The 17,802-nt window shown below is 58.0% G+C and carries 20 protein-coding genes, 1 tRNA gene and 1 pseudogene; 9 read left to right on the forward strand and 13 right to left on the reverse strand.

From position 1 onward, the window contains the following. Positions 1-125 precede the first annotated feature (125 nt). Positions 126-425 (forward strand): hypothetical protein, encoded by a 300-nt coding sequence (locus HWX39_RS32105; RefSeq protein WP_175971625.1) that lies wholly within the window; start codon positions 126-128, stop codon positions 423-425. Positions 426-513: 88 nt separating this feature from the next. Here HWX39_RS32105 and HWX39_RS32110 read toward each other — a convergent pair whose 3' ends face one another. Together HWX39_RS32110 and HWX39_RS32115 are read right to left on the reverse strand one after the other, a co-directional pair. Continuing rightward, on the reverse strand, positions 514-978 hold the full coding sequence (locus HWX39_RS32110) for a hypothetical protein (RefSeq protein ID WP_175971626.1): 465 nt from the start codon (positions 976-978) through the stop codon (positions 514-516). A 134-nt stretch (positions 979-1,112) separates the two neighbouring features. Continuing rightward, entirely contained in the window at positions 1,113-2,567 is a 1,455-nt protein-coding gene (locus tag HWX39_RS32115; RefSeq protein ID WP_175971627.1) for a site-specific integrase, read from the reverse strand. A gap of 202 nt (positions 2,568-2,769) precedes the next feature. On the opposite strand from HWX39_RS32115, the pseudogene HWX39_RS32120 reads away from it, so the two are divergent. From HWX39_RS32120 to HWX39_RS32155, 8 genes and pseudogenes are all read left to right on the forward strand, one after another. Beyond that, positions 2,770-3,318 (forward strand): annotated as a pseudogene (locus tag HWX39_RS32120) (Nif3-like dinuclear metal center hexameric protein); the annotation flags it as partial. Positions 3,319-3,536: 218 nt separating this feature from the next. Further along, the gene (petA, locus tag HWX39_RS32125) at positions 3,537-4,157 is read left to right on the forward strand and encodes a ubiquinol-cytochrome c reductase iron-sulfur subunit (RefSeq protein ID WP_175971702.1); all 621 of its coding nucleotides are present in this window, start codon (positions 3,537-3,539) and stop codon (positions 4,155-4,157) included. Beyond that, positions 4,154-5,536, forward strand: a complete 1,383-nt coding sequence (locus tag HWX39_RS32130; protein ID WP_175971628.1) for a cytochrome bc complex cytochrome b subunit — start codon at positions 4,154-4,156, stop codon at positions 5,534-5,536. Before petA ends, HWX39_RS32130 begins: the two co-directional genes overlap by 4 nt. A 21-nt stretch (positions 5,537-5,557) precedes the next feature. Further along, positions 5,558-6,316: a cytochrome c1 gene (locus HWX39_RS32135; protein WP_175971629.1), complete on the forward strand. Its 759-nt coding sequence runs from the start codon at positions 5,558-5,560 to the stop codon at positions 6,314-6,316. A 92-nt stretch (positions 6,317-6,408) separates the two neighbouring features. Beyond that, entirely contained in the window at positions 6,409-7,020 is a 612-nt protein-coding gene (locus tag HWX39_RS32140) for a glutathione S-transferase N-terminal domain-containing protein (protein WP_006400565.1), read from the forward strand. A gap of 71 nt (positions 7,021-7,091) precedes the next feature. After that, positions 7,092-7,619 carry a ClpXP protease specificity-enhancing factor gene (locus HWX39_RS32145; protein ID WP_175971630.1) on the forward strand — a complete coding sequence of 176 codons (528 nt, stop codon included), beginning with the start codon at positions 7,092-7,094 and terminating at the stop codon, positions 7,617-7,619. An 18-nt stretch (positions 7,620-7,637) separates the two neighbouring features. Continuing rightward, positions 7,638-7,713: transfer RNA gene (locus HWX39_RS32150), tRNA-Thr, on the forward strand. Positions 7,714-7,887: 174 nt separating this feature from the next. After that, positions 7,888-9,105: an integrase arm-type DNA-binding domain-containing protein gene (locus tag HWX39_RS32155; protein ID WP_175971631.1), complete on the forward strand. Its 1,218-nt coding sequence runs from the start codon at positions 7,888-7,890 to the stop codon at positions 9,103-9,105. A gap of 621 nt (positions 9,106-9,726) precedes the next feature. Here HWX39_RS32155 and HWX39_RS32160 read toward each other — a convergent pair. The 11 genes from HWX39_RS32160 to HWX39_RS32210 form a co-directional block, all read right to left on the reverse strand. Next, positions 9,727-12,588 (reverse strand): DUF927 domain-containing protein, encoded by a 2,862-nt coding sequence (locus HWX39_RS32160; protein ID WP_175971632.1) that lies wholly within the window; start codon positions 12,586-12,588, stop codon positions 9,727-9,729. 127 nt (positions 12,589-12,715) lie between these two features. Next, a complete protein-coding gene (locus tag HWX39_RS32165; protein ID WP_175971633.1) occupies positions 12,716-13,042 on the reverse strand; it encodes a hypothetical protein in 327 nt (108 codons plus the stop codon). 9 nt (positions 13,043-13,051) lie between these two features. Beyond that, entirely contained in the window at positions 13,052-13,399 is a 348-nt protein-coding gene (locus HWX39_RS32170) for a hypothetical protein (protein WP_009908645.1), read from the reverse strand. Then, on the reverse strand, positions 13,392-13,604 hold the full coding sequence (locus HWX39_RS32175; protein WP_175971634.1) for a hypothetical protein: 213 nt from the start codon (positions 13,602-13,604) through the stop codon (positions 13,392-13,394). The genes HWX39_RS32170 and HWX39_RS32175 overlap by 8 nt, the downstream gene beginning before the upstream one ends. After that, a complete protein-coding gene (locus HWX39_RS32180) occupies positions 13,597-13,899 on the reverse strand; it encodes a hypothetical protein (protein ID WP_175971635.1) in 303 nt (100 codons plus the stop codon). Before HWX39_RS32180 ends, HWX39_RS32175 begins: the two co-directional genes overlap by 8 nt. Beyond that, positions 13,892-14,068, reverse strand: coding sequence for a hypothetical protein (locus HWX39_RS32185; protein WP_009964272.1), 177 nt, complete (start codon positions 14,066-14,068; stop codon positions 13,892-13,894). The genes HWX39_RS32180 and HWX39_RS32185 overlap by 8 nt, the downstream gene beginning before the upstream one ends. Positions 14,069-14,396: 328 nt before the next feature. Further along, complete coding sequence (locus tag HWX39_RS32190; protein WP_175971636.1) at positions 14,397-14,930, reverse strand: hypothetical protein; 534 nt, start codon at positions 14,928-14,930, stop codon at positions 14,397-14,399. After that, positions 14,927-15,133 carry an AlpA family phage regulatory protein gene (locus HWX39_RS32195; protein WP_175971637.1) on the reverse strand — a complete coding sequence of 69 codons (207 nt, stop codon included), beginning with the start codon at positions 15,131-15,133 and terminating at the stop codon, positions 14,927-14,929. The genes HWX39_RS32190 and HWX39_RS32195 overlap by 4 nt, the downstream gene beginning before the upstream one ends. A gap of 124 nt (positions 15,134-15,257) precedes the next feature. Next, positions 15,258-15,956, reverse strand: a complete 699-nt coding sequence (locus tag HWX39_RS32200; protein WP_175971638.1) for a DNA-binding protein — start codon at positions 15,954-15,956, stop codon at positions 15,258-15,260. A gap of 262 nt (positions 15,957-16,218) precedes the next feature. Continuing rightward, positions 16,219-17,253, reverse strand: a complete 1,035-nt coding sequence (locus HWX39_RS32205) for a hypothetical protein (protein ID WP_175971639.1) — start codon at positions 17,251-17,253, stop codon at positions 16,219-16,221. 121 nt (positions 17,254-17,374) lie between these two features. After that, positions 17,375-17,635, reverse strand: a complete 261-nt coding sequence (locus HWX39_RS32210) for a PAAR domain-containing protein (protein WP_175971640.1) — start codon at positions 17,633-17,635, stop codon at positions 17,375-17,377. Between the last annotated feature and the right edge of the window lie 167 nt (positions 17,636-17,802).

The following is a 17,802-nucleotide window of genomic DNA, read 5'->3' on the forward strand; positions in this document are numbered from 1 at the left end:
GTTCTGATAAAATAATAATAAGAAAACAAAACCAAAAATCAAGTCCTTTAAGAAATTAAAGGGCTTTTTTTATTGCTTTTTCTATCTTTTCTTTTAATATGATTAAAGACAATGGAGAAAAAACAATGGGAACAATGGCAAAGAAACCTTTTTATGTGAGTGATAAAATAGGATTGTTTAAGTTTATTGATTGCCCTGGCTACGGTATAAAAGCTATGGGTGTCGGTCGTTCTGGTGTCTTGGTGGGTGAGTGCGACAATAAATTTAATCTCATCTATATAACTGACTTTGAGAAACAAAAGAACATTTTGTCAATTTTGGAAAGATTGAGAACAGAAAGCTATAAACAAAAGATTGAAAGATTTAATCCTAAAATGTTGACAAGTCATTATAAAATCACTAAAAGGTTAGATATGATTGATTGATTTTCTTGATTTCTTTCCTGTGTTCTTCCTTATGACTTTGACCAAAAAAAAGCCACCTAAAAGGTGGCTCTTTTGTTGGTAGATCTGTTTATGCGAACAAACCATCAATGTATTTCTTGCCTTCGTCGGTGTCGTAGTAGGCTTTACCTTCGGCATTGAGCTTGCTGATAAAGTAGTCCTTGCCTTTGCCTTTAAGGTTCGTCCAATAGGTTTTAGCATCTGCTGTGAGTGCTTTACAATCCCTGCCTTTCCAAACCTTGAAAGTAGAGCTACGACCTTCTTTTGTTTTGATTGCTTCCTCAACAATAACCACCTTCGTTTCTGTGGTGGCAGTTTTCGGGAGAATAATCAAACCTTCACTTGCCAAAAGATTAGTCAAGATTTGTGGTTCAATCTTGGCATCTTTGATAGTATCAATCAAGGTTTTGGCTTGTGCTTCTGCCTTTTTCTTGGTGTCTGCTTCTGCTTTTGAAATCTTGGAAAGCTCTTCATAATCGGTAGCAGTAGCAGTGCCATTTTGAACCTTGGTTAACAGTTCTTGCAGAGTAGCCATTTGAAAATTCTCCTTAAAGAAAAAACCTTGTCGGTTGGACTTCAACAAGACTGTTCTTGTTGATAGGTGTCATCATCGTTCATAGGAAAGAGATCGTCAACACTTTTTTTATCTTTTTAATGTAAAGTTTTTTATTATTCCGTTAGTTCTAAAAGTAGGTTTAAAAGCTCTTTTTCTTCTTCTGCTGACAATGATTGTTCTTTCTTTTTGGCTCTCAAAAACTTTAATTTAGCCAGTTTGTCAACCTCGGTAAGTATTGGGTTTAAGTAATGTTTATAACTGACTTCATTATTATGACCGTTAGAATTAAGCATCCCTTGTTGTGTGGATAAATTAGTGTTTCCTTTGGTGTGAATTTCTTCAAATTTTCTCACACTTGAAAAACCTAACAATTTGGCAATAAGCATTGTATTGCCTTCACCACCAACAGAAAGCATTTTAGATACTTTGGTTCTTCTTAAATCGTGAAAGTGAATATCTTCAAGATTGTTGGCTTTCATTAGTCCAGAAAAGACACGACCAAAGCCCATAATAGTATAGGTAAAAAATCTATCTTTTTCTGCTTCTTTTGCTGGCTTCAAATTTCGTAAAAACTCTCTGGCTGTTTCGTCTAAATATACATCCCTTGGTCGTCCACTTTTTGTTGTGGTCAAATGGATACGTCTAAAATCATCAAAAATTTGTGAATGTTTTAGATAAATAATTTCGGACCTTCTCATACTTGTTAGCAAAGATAAACGGCAAATATCAGCTAATTGTTTATTGGAGTAGGTGCTAATGACTTCTAAAAATTTGCTTTCTTCTTCTTCTGTTAAAACTCGTTTTCTATAATTAATGGTGTTTTGTAAAAGTTTCTTATTATACTCTTTGGTTACATTCCTAATGTCTTCGTAAGCTTCGTCAATATTTTCAAGGTTGTTATAGACATTAGAAATAAATGTGATTTCACGAACTACACTAACGGGCTTGACTGCTTTATTTTTAGCATCGCCTTCAAGTCGTGATTTGATATAGTTATTAATATCAATCTTGCTAATCTCTGTTCTAATATCAAACTTACCAAAAAGACGATAGGTAAGTTTTTCGTGTCCTATTCCCATTGCTTCTTTTTCTTCATTGGTAATATATCTATCGGGAATGGATACAGAACAGATTTTATTGATAAAAGCCTTCTTCATTGCTAGGTTTCTTCTTTTGAGTTCTGGCAATGCTTTTAGGGCTTCTTTGTCGTCAATGTCTATTCTCTTAAAGCCTTCGTCTTTAAAGGCTTCGTCTTGTAGCCATCTTTTTGCTACATATTCAAAGGTAAAGTCTTTTCCTTCTTTTTCTTTGATAGCTTCTTTTCTTGCTTTTTGTCGTTCTTCTTCACTGATTGAATAGATAAGCTCTTTCCCTTTTTCAAGTTTTGATAGGGTAAGAAAACTTACTGCTTCTTTAAGATTGTCAAAATAATTATTCTTTTTTCCTTGGTAGTCTTTACGAGAAATACGAACACGGTATTTCGTAGTAGTGCTACCATCTCCATTAGTCCACTGAACAACCTGTATCCCTCTTGGTGGCTTGTTGTTCGGTGTTTTAGCTGTTGCCATCGGCTGTCCTATTGGGTGATTTGTTGGGTGAATTGGTGGTAAATTTGCCCAAAAATTCTAGCAAATTTGCCCAATGAGAGTCAACCGTCCACTTTCAACCGATTGGAGCTAAGTCCATGATTTTTAAAGAGAAAGGAGGTGATTTACAGCCACGGCTTGAGAATATTGTTCTCGGCGGTGGCTGTAGATCACCCCAAAAAGTTTTTGGCGCAACGAGGCGCCGCAGATCACGGGTCGCAAGTACCAGCGCCTGAAGCTGCTGCTCGCGAACGACCTGAACCTGTTCGCGTTCCACCTGCCGCTCGACGCACATCCCGAATTCGGCAACAACGCGCAGCTCGGCGAGCGGCTCGGCCTGATCGGCGAGCAGCGTTTCGGCGAAGGCGACCTCGGCTGGATGGCGACGTTGCCGATGCCCGTCACGCTCGAGCACTTCGTTGCGAAGGTCGAGCGCACGCTTGGCCGCACGCCGCTCGTGCTCGGCGATCCGGACATGCAGCTGCGCCGCATCGCGTGGTGCACCGGTGCCGCGCAAAGCTATTTCGATGCGGCGATCGACGCCGGGGCGGACGTGTTCCTGACCGGAGAGGTGTCCGAATACGTGACGCACACGGCCGCCGAGAGCGGCGTCGCGTTCGTTGCGGCAGGGCACCATGCAACCGAGCGCTACGGAATCCAGGCACTTGGCGCCCACTTGTCCGAAGAATTCGATATCGAACACCTTTTTATCGATATCCATAATCCCGTCTGAATGCCGGATTTGCGGCAGCGCATCGAAATTTCACAATGTAGCGAATGCTTAAAAGTGAAATGATTTAATCGCTCCGATAGTGGGGGAAAACCCTTAACTATCAAACACTTCGAAGGGATTTTCATCTCCGGGCCTTGTAAATGACGACTCCATTCGCGCAAACTAGCGGCGGAATGGAAAGTCGTGACGGAAAATCCAACTCAGAAGTGGGGCGTGTGATGCGAGACAAGGAAGACAAACGCGTCGACAGCGGCCGCCGTACCTGGCTGATTGCGACATCCGTAGCAGGTGGCGTGGGAGGCGTAGCCACCGTCATACCTTTCGCGGCGTCGCTTGCGCCGTCCGCGAAAGCGAAAGCGGCCGGTGCACCGGTCGAAGTCGACATCAGCGGGCTGAAGCCTGGGGAAATGGTGACCGTGCCGTGGCGCGGCAAGCCGGTGTGGATCCTGAACCGCACCGACGCGATGCTCGCCGACGTGGTCAAGGCCGACAAGGAAGTGGCCGATCCGACCACCGAAAAGCCCTATACGATGCCGTTGCCCGCATATTGCGCGAACGAATATCGCTCGCGAGCCGATCGCAAGAACATCCTCGTTGTGATGGCCGTGTGTACGCACCTCGGCTGCACGCCAAGCCAACGCTTCACGCCGGGTCCGCAGCCGAACCTGCCGGACGACTGGCCGGGCGGTTTCCTGTGCCCGTGCCATGGTTCGACCTACGACCTCGCCGGCCGTGTGTTCAAGAACAAGCCGGCGCCTCAGAATCTCGACATCCCGCCCTACATGTTCACGTCGGCAACGACCCTCGTGATCGGCAAGGACGAGAAAGGAGAAGCGTGATGGCCGACAACAAGGAAGTCTCCACGACAGGTCTCACCGGCTGGATCGATCAGCGCTTCCCGCTCACGTCCACCTGGAAGAAGCACGTTTCCGAGTACTACGCGCCGAAGAACTTCAACTTCTGGTACTTCTTCGGCTCCCTCGCGCTGCTGGTGCTCGTCAACCAGATCGTCACGGGCATCTTCCTGACGATGAACTACAAGCCCGATTCGACGCTCGCGTTCGCGTCGGTCGAGTACATCATGCGCGAGGTGCCGTGGGGCTGGCTGATCCGCTACATGCACTCCACGGGCGCGTCGATGTTCTTCGTGGTCGTCTACCTGCACATGTTCCGCGGGCTGCTCTACGGCTCGTACCGGAAGCCGCGCGAACTCGTGTGGATCTTCGGCTGCGCGATCTTCCTGTGCCTGATGGCCGAGGCGTTCTTCGGCTACCTGCTGCCGTGGGGCCAGATGTCGTTCTGGGGCGCGCAGGTGATCGTGAACCTGTTCTCGGCAATCCCGTTCGTCGGCCCCGACCTGTCGCTGTGGATTCGCGGCGACTACGTCGTGTCGGACGTCACGCTGAACCGCTTCTTCGCGTTCCACGTGATCGCGATTCCGCTCGTGCTGGTCGGCCTGGTGATCGCGCACCTCGTCGCGCTGCACGAAGTGGGCTCGAACAACCCGGACGGCATCGAGATCAAGGCGAAGAAGGACGAGAACGGCATTCCGCTCGACGGCATTCCGTTCCATCCGTACTACTCGGTGCACGATTTCCTCGGCGTGTGCGGCTTCCTGATGGTGTTCGCGCTGATCGTGTTCTTCTCGCCGGAGATGGGCGGCTACTTCCTCGAGGCGAACAACTTCGTCCCGGCGAACCCGCTGCAGACGCCGCCCGAGATCGCGCCGGTCTGGTACTTCACCGCGTTCTACGCGATGCTGCGCGCGACCACCGACCCGTTCAAGATCGTGCTGATGATCGTGATCGCGCTGCTCGGCGTGCTCGCGCTGATCCGCGCCCGCGGCAAGTGGAAAGCAGGCCTGCCGGTGCTGGCCGCGGCGATCGTCGTGTTCATGTACCTGACGGAGTCGAAGTTCTGGGGCGTCGTCGTGATGGGGTCGGCGGTGATCACGCTGTTCTTCCTGCCGTGGCTCGACCGCAGCCCGGTGAAGTCGATCCGCTACCGGCCGTTGTTCCACAAGGTGTTCCTCGGGATCTTCGTCGTAGCGTTCCTGACCCTCGGGTTCCTCGGCACGCGGCCACCCTCCCCGGCCTCGACGCTGATCGCGCAGGCCTGCGCGCTGATCTACTTCGCGTTCTTCCTCGGCATGCCCGTCTGGACGCCGCTTGGCACGTTCAAGCAGCCGCCGGAGCGGGTGCGCTTCAAGCCCCATTAACGTGAGCGAGGAGAGAACGACATGAAGAAACTGCTTTCGACACTCGCGCTGATCGGGGCGACCGCGTGTGCGCTGCTGGCGGCGCCGGCGATTCGGGCGGAAGGTAATTTTCCGCTCGACCGGGCGCCCGATAACACGGAAAATCTCGTTTCGCTTCAGCACGGCGCGCAATTGTTTGTAAACTATTGCCTGAACTGCCACAGCGCGAACCTGATGCGCTACAACCGCCTGACGGATCTGGGCATATCCCAGAAGGAGATCGAAAAGAATCTCCTGTTCACGACCGACAAGGTCGGCAACACGATGTCCGTCGCGATGCGGCCCGAAGACGCGAAGAACTGGCTCGGCACCTCGCCGCCCGACCTGTCGGTCGAGGAGCGTGCACGCGGCCGAGACTGGCTGTACACGTATTTGCGGAGCTTCTACCGCGACGATACGCGGCCGACCGGATGGAACAACGCGGTGTTCGAGAACGTCGGCATGCCCCATGTACTGTGGCAGCTGCAGGGGCAGCGCACCGCCAAATTCGAAGACAAGACGGACGAGGAGACGGGCGAGAAGGTTCATACGCTCGTCGGCTTCCAGCAGGTCACACCGGGGACATTGTCCGCGGTGGATTATGATGCTGCGGTTGCCGACCTGGTGGCGTACATGACCTGGATGTCCGAGCCGGCTCAGCAGACTCGCAAACGCCTCGGCGTATGGGTGCTGATCTTTCTCGGTGTCCTGACTTTCCTGGCCTGGCGGCTCAATGCCGCGTACTGGAAAGATATCAAGTAATCACGCCTGACCGGCGTGGGGCCGGCGCAAGGTGGAACCCCGGATGGAGTTCGCCGCGTGCCGGCCCTCGGCTTTTTTGAGGAAACGCAAACATGATGGTTCTGTATTCCGGCACAACTTGCCCGTTCTCCCAGCGTTGCCGGCTGGTGCTGTTCGAGAAGGGCATGGACTTCGAAATCCGTGACGTCGACCTGTTCAACAAGCCGGAAGACATTTCGGTGATGAACCCGTACGGTCAGGTGCCGATCCTGGTCGAGCGCGATCTGATCCTGTACGAATCGAACATCATCAACGAGTACATCGACGAGCGCTTCCCGCATCCGCAACTGATGCCGGCCGACCCCGTGCAGCGCGCACGTGCACGCCTGTTCCTGCTCAACTTCGAGAAGGAGCTGTTCGTCCACGTCAGCACGCTCGAGAACGAGAAGGGCAAGGCAGCGGAGAAGAACCACGAGAAGGCACGCCTCGCGATCCGCGATCGCCTGACGCAGCTCGCGCCGATCTTCGTGAAGAACAAGTACATGCTCGGCGAGGAATTCTCGATGCTCGACGTCGCGATCGCGCCGCTGCTGTGGCGTCTGGATCATTACGGCATCGAGCTGTCGAAGAACGCGGCGCCGCTGATGAAGTACGCCGAGCGGATCTTCAGCCGTCCGGCCTACATCGAAGCACTGACGCCGTCCGAAAAGGTCATGCGTCGTTGATGGTGCAATGAGTGCATGACGGAGAGGGCGGCGCGGCGTGCCGCGCCCCCGCTCCGGGTTCGAGGATTGTGATGCAAGAGATTTCAACGAAGCCTTATCTGCTGCGCGCGTTGTACGAGTGGTGCACCGATAACGGTTACACGCCGCATATCGCGGTGAGGGTCGACAACTCGACGCGCGTGCCGCGTCAGTTCGTGCGTGACGGCGAGATCGTGCTCAACATCAGCTTCGAGGCGACGAGCCAGTTGCAGATGGGCAACGAGTGGATCGAGTTCACGGCCCGGTTCTCCGGGAAGGCGCACAAGATCGAGATTCCGGTTGCCAACGTGCTCGCGATCTATGCGCGCGAGAACGGGCAGGGCATGGCGTTCCAGGTCGATGCGGTCGCGGGTGAAGGCGCGGATTCGGGCGCGTTCGACGAAGATGCGGCGCAGCCGGATGATGCGCAGCGCGACGAGTCGCCTGCTGCGTTGACGCCGGTGGCCGACAGCGGCGCGAACGAGGAGCCTTCCGAAGGCGCCGACGAACCGCCGAAAACCGACGGCGATGGCGACGGTTCAAAAGGTGGCAGCAGACCTCGCCTCAAGATCGTGAAATGAGGTAGAATCTCGCGCTACGCCGGCTTAGCTCATCTGGTAGAGCAGTTGATTTGTAATCATCAGGTGGCGGGTTCGAGTCCTGCAGCCGGCACCAAACACTAGTTTCAAGTAGTACCCGGAAGTCCCAAAACCCGCGTCCAGCCTAGCGCTGACGCGGGTTTTTTGTTTCAGGACGTCCCGTGAGAGGCCGGGGCATCCCCAAAATTTGGGGGTAAGATTCGGGGTATGACTTCCGGGATTTGGGGGTATGCCGTGCCCCCGACGAACAATGAAAACCAAACCTCTTACCGACGCCAAGTGCCGCAACGCCAGATTCGATGAGGCCGGGGGAAACAAACTCTTCGACGGCGGCGGCCTGTATCTCGATCTGCGCTCCAGTGGTTCGAAGAAATGGCGGCTCAAATACCGGTTCAATGGCAAAGAAAACCTGCTGACGTTCGGCGACTATCCCGCGACGTCGCTCGCTGATGCTCGGTCGAGGCGTGACGAAGCGAAGCGGCTGTTAGCCGAAGGGAAGAACCCTGCGTTCGAGCGCGACGTCGAGAAGCAGACTCGCGCAATTGCCGCACAGAACACCTTCGGGGCCGTCGCGCTGGAGTGGTACGAGGCGCAGCAAGCGACATGGAGCGCTTCGCACGCGAGCCGAGTCAAGAAGCAGCTTGATCGGGAGGTGTTTCCGCTGATCGGTCAGCGTCCGATTTCGTCGATCGGTGCACCGGATTTGCTCGCGGTCATTCGACGGATTGAAGGGCGAGAGGCGTTCGAAACCGCGCGCAAGACGTTGCAGACATGCGGCCAAGTGTTTCGCTATGCCGTCGCGACAAGCCGTGCCGAGCGAGATCCGTCGCCGGATCTGCGAGGCGCGTTGAAGGCGGTGCCCGTCAAGCATATGGCGCGAGTTGGCGAAAGCGAGCTGCCGGAGCTGCTTCGCTCGATCGCTACCTATGAAGGCGAGCCCGAGACTCGGCTCGCTCTGCGATTCCTGGCATTGACCTTCGTTCGCACTATCGAACTGCGGCAGGCGGAGTGGACCGAGATCGACTTGGAGCGCCGAGAGTGGCGCATTCCGGCCGAGAAGATGAAGATGCGCCGCGTGCATATCGTGCCGCTCGCCGAGCAGGCGATCGCGCTGCTTTCCGAGCTGCGCGGGCTTACGGGCCACCGGCGCTGGCTGTTCCCGAATAGCCGCAGACCGTTGCAGCAGATGAGCGAGAACACGATTCTGTACGCTCTGTACCGTATGGGCTATCGCAGCCGCATGACCGGGCATGGGTTTCGGGGTCTTGCTTCAACGATCTTGAACGAGAAGGGATTCAATTCCGACTGGATCGAGCGCCAGCTCGCCCACTCGGAGCAGGATGGCGTGCGGGCGGCATACAACCATGCCGAGTATCTTTCTGAGCGCCACCGCATGATGCAGTGGTGGGCGGACTATCTCGACAAACAGGGTGGGGCGAAGATCATCCCGATCGCGGCGGCAAGATAGATCCGTACCGCTGCGAGTATGACCCCCTTCCGTGCGTTTCCCACCAGTAAAACGGAAACGGCCTAGGCATAGGGTAAGCCGATGATTTGGCCCCTTATTATTATGTGCCCCCCCTATGTTTGCCGTCAGTAGAGAAAAAACGCGGGTGTGAGCCCCCGCGTCTTTGCCCTAGACGCAGGGTCCCCCGGTTTCTGGCCACCCCGACACTTGCAGACCGCGCAACAATGCCCGATCCGGACGCATCGCGGACACCCCCCTCAAAAACGCGTTACCGACACCCCTCGAATCCCGGAGAGCCGCGCCCCGTGTAGCTTCGCGATCGATCGAGTCGGTCGACGCCTGTCCGCTCGATGCAAAACGAGTTGGAGATTTGGAGATAAACGCCTGAATCGGCCGCAAAGCCCTGTCGGGTAAGGCTTCGCGTGTCTCCAAACGATTTGGAGAACGCTGGAGATACTGGAGATAAACCGGGCTGGATTGTTACGGCTGAGGCAAGATTCGCGGCAACCGCCCGCCCAGTTCCATCTGGAGCGGATCGCTCAAAGTAACTTTGACGCGCGGGCCCAAAATGCCGCGCAAAGGAATGCCCGCCACCGCCCTCCGGGACGGCGGCGGCGCATTTCACAGCTCAAGCGTGAAGATCGACGGCAGCACGCGATAGACCATGAACTTGCCATGACCGGGGATGTACTCCTGCCGGTACGGATAGCCGTCGCTGCGCGGCATCAGCACGCCCCGCTTCATGAGTGCCTTGGCGACGATCTTGTGGTCGAAGCCGGCGCACACGTCCTTGCGGAACACAGCCGCTTCGATCAGGTACTCCGTCTCGACGCTTTCGGCATCGTCGGCGCTCATCTTGCCGCCGAACTCGGCGTAGTACTCGCGATCGGAGGCGATGGGCGTGCGCCGCTCGTCGCGCTTCACGTGCTGCTTGAAACCCGCTCGATGCGGCACGTTCGGCCGATGGTCGTCCTGCGCCCGGTTCATCCACACGAAACGGTTGTCGCCGTGTGCGGCGAGGAAATGCTGTACCTGCCGCACGGCTTCGGCCTCGTCCGAATTGCCCGTGCCGCCGCGCAGTTCGAGCCAGCCTTCGAAGCAGCGACGCGCGGCCTCGACTGCTTCGCCCTGCGGCCAGCCAGTCAGCCCGTGCGCCGTCGCCAGCTCGCCGGCCACCGCAACGAGGCAGAACCGTTTTGCGACGCGCGCGACCTGCGAATGTGAGCCGTCCGGCACCCATTGCCCGACCAGCTCATCGACGCGCATGCGCAGATGCTCGGCCAGCTCGCCGGCCTGCGACGACGCCCACTCGATGAACGCGGGGCCGGCCGTGCCGTAATGCATGCCGGCGTGCCGCTCTAGATGCTCGATCAGCGCGGCCGGCGTCGGGAAGCCGTGCAACTTCTCTACGACGCCCATTTCGCCCACCTCGGCCGGGATCGCGGGCAAGCGCACCTCGATACCGCCTTTCATGGGTTTGTTGCCCTCGGCCATCAGCGCGGACACGCTCTTTTCGCCGTTCGACAGGAACAGCAGCCTCCACGTGAGCACCGGCTTTGCCGAGCCGCTACGCGACGCGCGGGCCTTGCCCGACTCATTCGCGAGCATGTAGATCACATCGCCGACCAAGCGCGGCTCGACCTGTCCGATTTCATCGAGGATCAACAGCGCGTCGCTATGCTGCGTGGCCACGGCTTCGAGCGCGTTGTCGGTCGCCTTCCAGCTCCGCACATAGTCGGGCGAGCCGAACACGGACGCGGCAATGACGCCGCCCGTCGACTTGCCCTTGGACGTCGTGCCGAGCAGGTGAAAGCCGCCCGACTGAAGCCCGGAGAAATGCAGCAGCGGACCAGCGAAGGCGGTAGCGACGCAGAACAGCAACCGGCTATTGCCGACGCAGTAGGCCGCAACCTCGCGTTGCCAGTCGTCCAACGTGCCGCGCTCCTTGAACTGGCTCTGGATCGGCGTATCGGCCTGATAGATCAGCGCCTCCTTGCCGGTGCCGATGACGCGATCGGGCAGCACGAACGCGCCGTGATGCCAGCCGACGCGCGGCACGCAGCGCACGCGCTCGTCCGGTTGCGCCATCTGCACATAGTTCGCGATCTGCGTGCGAGCGATCTGCGTCACGCCGAGCTTCACGCCCATATCGAGCAGCATGCGGCGCAGCTCCGTGCCGTCGCCGGCAAAGAGGCCGGCCGGCACCGCCCACCGTTTCAGGATGCCGTCGCGGTCCGTGAATTCGAGCAGGTAGCCCCACTCGCTGTTCATTTCGTTTCGCGTCTCCGCGATCACATCGATACGCGTACTGACCCAATGCGGCGGGAGCGGATCGCCCTGATTGTTGAAGCCGTGAAACCACACGCCCTTGTCGTCAACGACGAACCGCGACTTGCCGTCCTGCGCGCGGGCCGTTTTCGGGCGCTTGGCGGGCTTCGCGGCGGCTGGAGCGGTCTTGCCCTTGCCGACGTCAGCCGAGCCGGCCGGCGCGAGCGCAGCACGCACGGCGGCGGTCACCGCATCCGGGCCGAGGTGCGCAGCCAGGTCGTTGAAGTCGGTGCCGGCTGCCGGGCGATTCGGACCGAAGTCGGGCACGGCGACGATGCCGGCGACTGCCTCGGCCGCCGCGCGGGCCTTCGTCACGCCCGGATTGCCCTTCGTCGTGTGATCGTCGTCGGCGCATACGACAATACGAGCGTCCGGATACTGGCCGCGCAGCGCTGTCGCGACCGCGTGCAGGTTGCCGGCGTCGAACGCGACGGCGGCCGGATAGCCCGTCGCGGCCGCGAGCGTCGCGCACGTGGCGTAACCCTCGCCGATCAGCAGTGTGGACGGCGGGGAAGGTAGCGGGCCGCCGATCAACGAGAAGCAGCCCGTCTTGCGGCCGTTCGGCAGATAGCGTTTCTGGCCGTCCGTGAGGATGAATTCCAGCGTCCAAAGCTTGCCGTCTGCGTCACGCGCCGGAATGACGAGTGCGCCGTCGCATGCGGCCGTGCCGATGCACAAGCTACCGCGATAGACGCGCAGCGCGTCGACCGGAATGCGCTTGCGAACGAGGTACGGGTGATCGGCCGGCGCAGGCTCGGCCGCCGACCAGATCGATTCAGCGAGCGCCGACGCTGTTTGCTGTTTCTCGGTCAGCTCGGCCAGCTCGGCCGCTTCGCGGGCCGCGCGCTCGGCCTTCTGCCGCTCGCGCTCTGCTGGATCGACCGGCTTCGCCCGATGCGCGCGCGGATCGAAGCCGCCGAGCTTGGCGAGGTGAAACAGCGTGTTGATGGTGATCTTGCCGCCCTTGAACGACTTCCACACATCGCGCGCGTCCTTGCCGTTGTAGTTCTGCGCGCCTTGGCTCCATTCGTTCCAGAGGGCGAAGCCCTCCTCGCCAAACTCGGCCTTGAGCGCCATCCCCACCTGACTCCACGTGTCGCGGTCGTCGGGCGGAACATAGCCGAGCGCGACTCTCGCCCGCTCGAATTCGGACATGGGTGCGTTACTCATAGGTTCCCACTGGACGCGCGTCGGTCGGCTTCCGATTAGTAGTCCATATCGGGAAAGCAGCTACCCGACGCGCGAAGAATTGAATGATGCGGCGATGCCTAGCGGCGCGGCGTCAGCCGGCCGCGCGAGGCACCGACAGAACGGCCCCGCCCGACGTGACGTCGTTGCTGTAGACATAGCGGCCGAGCCGCGACTCGCCAAGGGCGTCGTTGGCCGCCTCCAGCGCCGCGCCGATCGACGGCAGGGACGCGCGGAACAGGCTCAGGACAAGCCAGTAGTCGTCATCGGACATGGCCTTGTCGGCCGCCCAATGCAGGCTGTCCAGCAGCTCCATGGCGTCACTGATCCGCGTGCCGATGCGGTTGCGATCGGGGCGGTTCACCTCGGCCACGAAGTGCGACGCGAGCGGTTGCGCGGCATTCTTGTTCGTCTTCGCCATGACCGCCCCTCAGTGCGTTGTACGCGGTTCACGCGTAACAAGCCCGAGCGCCGCGAACAGGTGCTGTTGCACGCGCCCCATCAGGCCGGCTGCGAACGCTTGGCGGCTGATCGTCACACGATGCGCGTCGACGTCGCCTGCGTCCTGCATGGCGGCTTCCATGCCGCGCGCGAACGCGGCGGCTTGATGTGCCGCGTAGTCGTGCAGCCGCACGTCGCCTTTCAGGTCGAGCCATGCGTCGGCGCAGATCGCGCCGAGGTCGACGGCGAATTGCAGCTCGATCGGAGCCCCGGTATCCAACGGCGGTGCGTTGTCGAATCCGTCGACAACCGCGGTTCGGATGCGCTGATCAGTCATGGCACACCTCCGGCTGCGCAGTACGGCGCATTTCGGCCGAATACCGGCTCGCAACGCTTTGCCCCATGTCGACGAGCGCGCGCTCGTAGGTGCCCTCCGCAAGATGCGAACGGACAGCATCCAACAAGGCTTCGAGTTGGGCGAACTGATGGGCCGCACACATGGCGATCATCGTGACTTCGTGCGGCAGGCGGTATTTAGACATGGCGCACCTCCAGAATCGACGCGAGGAGTTGCCCGACGTCGATCGTGCAATCCAGCTCCGCTTCGCCGCGAATCGGCGTGAGGTTCCAGTCGTGGACGGCTGCGTGCGTGAATTCGCCGGACCGCCGACCGTAGACGCTGCGCCCCGAGACGGGGCCGCCCAAGATCCGCACGCGCCAATCGTGATCGGGCGTCGGACGAGCCGATGCCACCTCGACCAGCATGCCGATGCGTGAGCGTGCATCGCATTGCGTGACGATCGCCAGATCGCCGATCTTGCAGCGCAGGTCAGCCATGACGCACCTCCGCACGGACGAGCGCCGCGATTGCAGCCAGTGCCGCGCCGGTTGCATCGAGCGCGTCCTGATACGTGCTGGCGGTTGCTGCGTCGCGCAGTGCTGCGCGGACGATGGATTGGATGAGGTGGGATTGCTGCCCGGTACGGGCGTGCGAGGGCTGGCGCATTGGGTGCGACCTCCGTTTTCGTGGTTACGAACCCGGCCCCCAACGCCAATTGGGGTGGCCGGGCACATGGCGGAGTTGGCGTACCGGCGAAAACGGAAACCGGCGTGCCCGAAGGCACCCCCGCCAAGGCCCGACCATTGAAGGCGTGCGTTGACGCGCGGACGAAAAAATACCGCCAGATGGCGGTCGTCCGCCGTTTTCAGATTCCGGACGCCAATCCGGGCCGCTGTTGTTTCAGCGACGCTCACAGGATACCTCGCGTCGCTACGAGGCGCAAATCGCAACATTCCTGGTAACGCAGGCATGGCCAAGTAACTTTGGAACGACCTCATACTTGGTCGTCCCCCTTAAGTGCGGCGATCGCCATCTTGATCGCATCGATGTCGACACGCGACGGAGCACGATATGCGACCGTTTGGCCGAGCGCCGCACCACGCAGAACAGCGCGTGCTGCCGAGCGACGTGAAAAGTCGGAGCAGTTCGCGTAAATATCGCTATAAATCGCGCGATATGCCGCCAGGAGGTCGCGGTTATGCTCGAGGTGATATGTCTCCGCATCGTGCGCTGCAACGATAATCGCTTGGACGAGTTTGTCAGATGCCGCACCCAGTCGATCGGGCGCTAGGCGGGGTGATTCGAGCATCAGCGTCGCGGCGAGCGTGACGGCCACGGCGACAAGCTTACGGGCATCGTCACCCTGATTCCACAGAGTCGTCTCAACCTCGTCGAGAATGGTTGCAACTCGGCGAAGCTTCTTATCATTGCAGCGACGGTACGCAGCATCGCGAGCCATCGTGGCAACGCCCATTGCGCGACCATATGGACCACCTCGACTAATTGCCATCATGCTGACAGTGTTCATGCGTGCCCTCGCTTCGCCTGCGTGTCAATCCACGTATTGATGTCGGATTCGAGCCAGCCGACAGCGCGCGCGCCAAGCGGAATTGGCTTGGGGAACGTGCCGGCCTGAATGCGCCGATAGATCTCGCTTTTGCTGAGACCAACACGGCAAAGCAGGCCGTGCATGCGCACAACGCGAATGGACGGGGACGAAGTGTTTTCCATCTTTGCTCCGGAAGTGATGAGACCGTGCGGGTTTGCACGGGATAAGTCCGAAGCATGAGGTTCGAAACGCAAGTATCGTATCGACAACCGCGTTTTCGATTTCACGAACGCAAGTTTCGAATCGTCAGTTGCGTTTCTCTGGTTTCGACGCGCTCAACCATTTTTTGCGGAGTTCACGGACATGGGCGGACGACACATTGAAACGTGCCGCCAATTCTGAGCTTATGGACCGCCCCATGAAGTCTTCGCCATTCCGCGCCCGGCGCGTGAGCTCGTCCAGAATCTTGTTTTTCTGAGCGTGGGCGAGACGTTTTTGTTGAGCCGGACCAATCTTGGCGCTTGCCCGCTTCTTGGCTTGATGTTGACGCTCCCGCTCTTCCGCGCGCGCCGTCGCAACACGGAAAGCGCTGGCATCCTCAATTGCCTTGACTTGCTTTTGCAGTTCATCGATCTGCTGGTGCAGAGAGGCAGCGGCGTCGCGGCGTGCAAATTGGACGACTTCTTGAAGCATTGCACTGCCGAAGGACGGATGCCGGATCAGTTCATCAACGGAATTCAGGTGATTGGCATCAACACACCGGACAATCAGTCCTGCCAGTGTCTTCGTCGCCTCTTCGGCAGATGCACGAGCAAATAGGAGATCGGGAAGATGATCGAGCCGTCCCGGTTCTGCGTCGGTTGCTCTCGATTGCGATGCTCGATGCCGCTCTGCGACATAGGCGTCGGAACGAAGATGCTGTTTAAGGGGAGTGCGAGACTTGTGCTGGAACGGTCGGGATTTGGCCGACGCCGAAGACGGACGAGCGTTGTTCTTGTCGAGCAATGAGGCACCCTTCTGTGCAATCTCCTTCGTGAAACACCAAGCCAGCCGGCGAAGGTGTCCGGTTTTCGGGTGGCCGCCCTAGACTTGGCTGACCAATTTTCTCATGAGTGGTCGTCCAGCTCCCGTTGACATGGGCACCATGGCGGTGAAGTTTCTCTAATTTCTCCTGCTCGCGGTACCGGGCGGGGCCCGCCGGCCGCAGATCCTCGCTGCGGAGAGCGGCCTGTCCCGTACACTTGTCGTTCCCTTCGCGGTCGCTCTATCATTGCATTCCTAAACGATCCGGTCTTACGATCGTCGGTCCAACGAAGATCAGCTTGCGTTGCGAGAAATTCGGGCCGTGCGGCTGCATCTTGAAATGCGGTCGTCGCCAGTGACCTCTGACCTTGCGGTGTGTTTCATCTGTCGGTATGGATGCAATGGAATCGGCATCAAGCACGGCCGGCCCGACGAGATGGCGGTCGTAGAGATGGGCGATTTCAAGCAGCCTCTCTGCTCGTTTGCGTTTGCCTAGCCCTGCAAAGTTGCGAGGTGCGTTGCTGAAAGCATCGTCGCGCCGGACGTGTGCAGCCGATGTGCTCAGAAACAACAACATCTTGATCGCGTAATCGACCGACTGCCGTAAATATGTGCGGATGGAAGAGTACTGCTCGGACTCGCCCGCCACTTCATCGAGTAATGCGCCGATCGTCTTGTCTGGATCGGAGAGTGGTAGTTCGATCACGTCGAGCGTTTCGGCACTTGAGCCTTTTCGTTGCCGTGTCCAAGTCGCACAACCTAGCCCGTCGATGCCCTTAAACAGCACGGTTGCCTCGCTTCGGTCGTTGCGGCCCCATGACGAAGGCTCGGGAATCACGCATACCGCGTCTGCCGGCAACTTGGCCATCCCGATCGGCACGTCGTCGGCAATGTAGGTCGCGTCGAGCAATCGATGCATGGGAGGCGTCGGTTCGTAGATGGCTCCATTCCGCAATTCGAACGCCTGCCAGACCGCACAGTGCGACGCGATCATGCCTAGTTCGTCGGGGGGCATGTCGGGAGTGCCGTAGGGCAGCAGGCGCACGGCCATTTCCCGGAATAATCCGACCAGACTAACGATCGAGTCTTTTCTAAGGTACTCGGTCAACTTGCTCGATTGGGGGCCGAGTACCTTCCACCACGCATTCCACGCATCCGGAGCGCCAGTGACGCGGTATCGGATGGGCACAGGAAGGCGGGCGTATCGTTCATCGCTGGTCTGCGAACCCTTGGTGAGTGCTTCGGCTAACAGGGCGCGTAACTTGACTTCGTCGTGCATGGGGGTTACCTGAGCGGAAGGCGGTTTGTCACCTTAGGTTCGCCCGTGGGCGAACATTCCCGATTCGTATTCGTAGTGCGGCAGGGGGTATCCAAGTAACTTCATCGCGATCGCAAAAAAGTCAGCCTCCCGTGCTTGACTGACTCGCAATCAGCTTCGCACCGCAAGCCAGTTCGTCACCATCGCACGCGGCCGGGCTTCCCCCGAAGCGACCGCGCCCCGATACCTTCGCGATCGTGGTCGGGCCGTGGATTTCACAGATTGCCGGATCGTGCAGCCGAGCGATCGCCCGGCCCTTGATCCGCGAATGCGGTGCACCAGCAAGGACACGCCCTCCGTGGCTATGTTCGTCGCCTTCGACGACATAATTTTTATCGCTCATGATGTTACTTTCCTTGCATCGGAATTAGCATCGCCGCGTACTGCTGCCTACGTTCAGCGCGGCGCCGATTGATGCGCCCTCTCGAAACCCGTGCAAAAAAAATATGTCGTAGCCAATCAGTAGCGTAATCAAAAACGCAAAAAAGATGGCCAATATTCGTCTTTTTG

The sequence above is a fragment of the Burkholderia sp. BCC0322 genome, assembly GCF_902833045.1.
GTDB lineage: Bacteria > Pseudomonadota > Gammaproteobacteria > Burkholderiales > Burkholderiaceae > Burkholderia.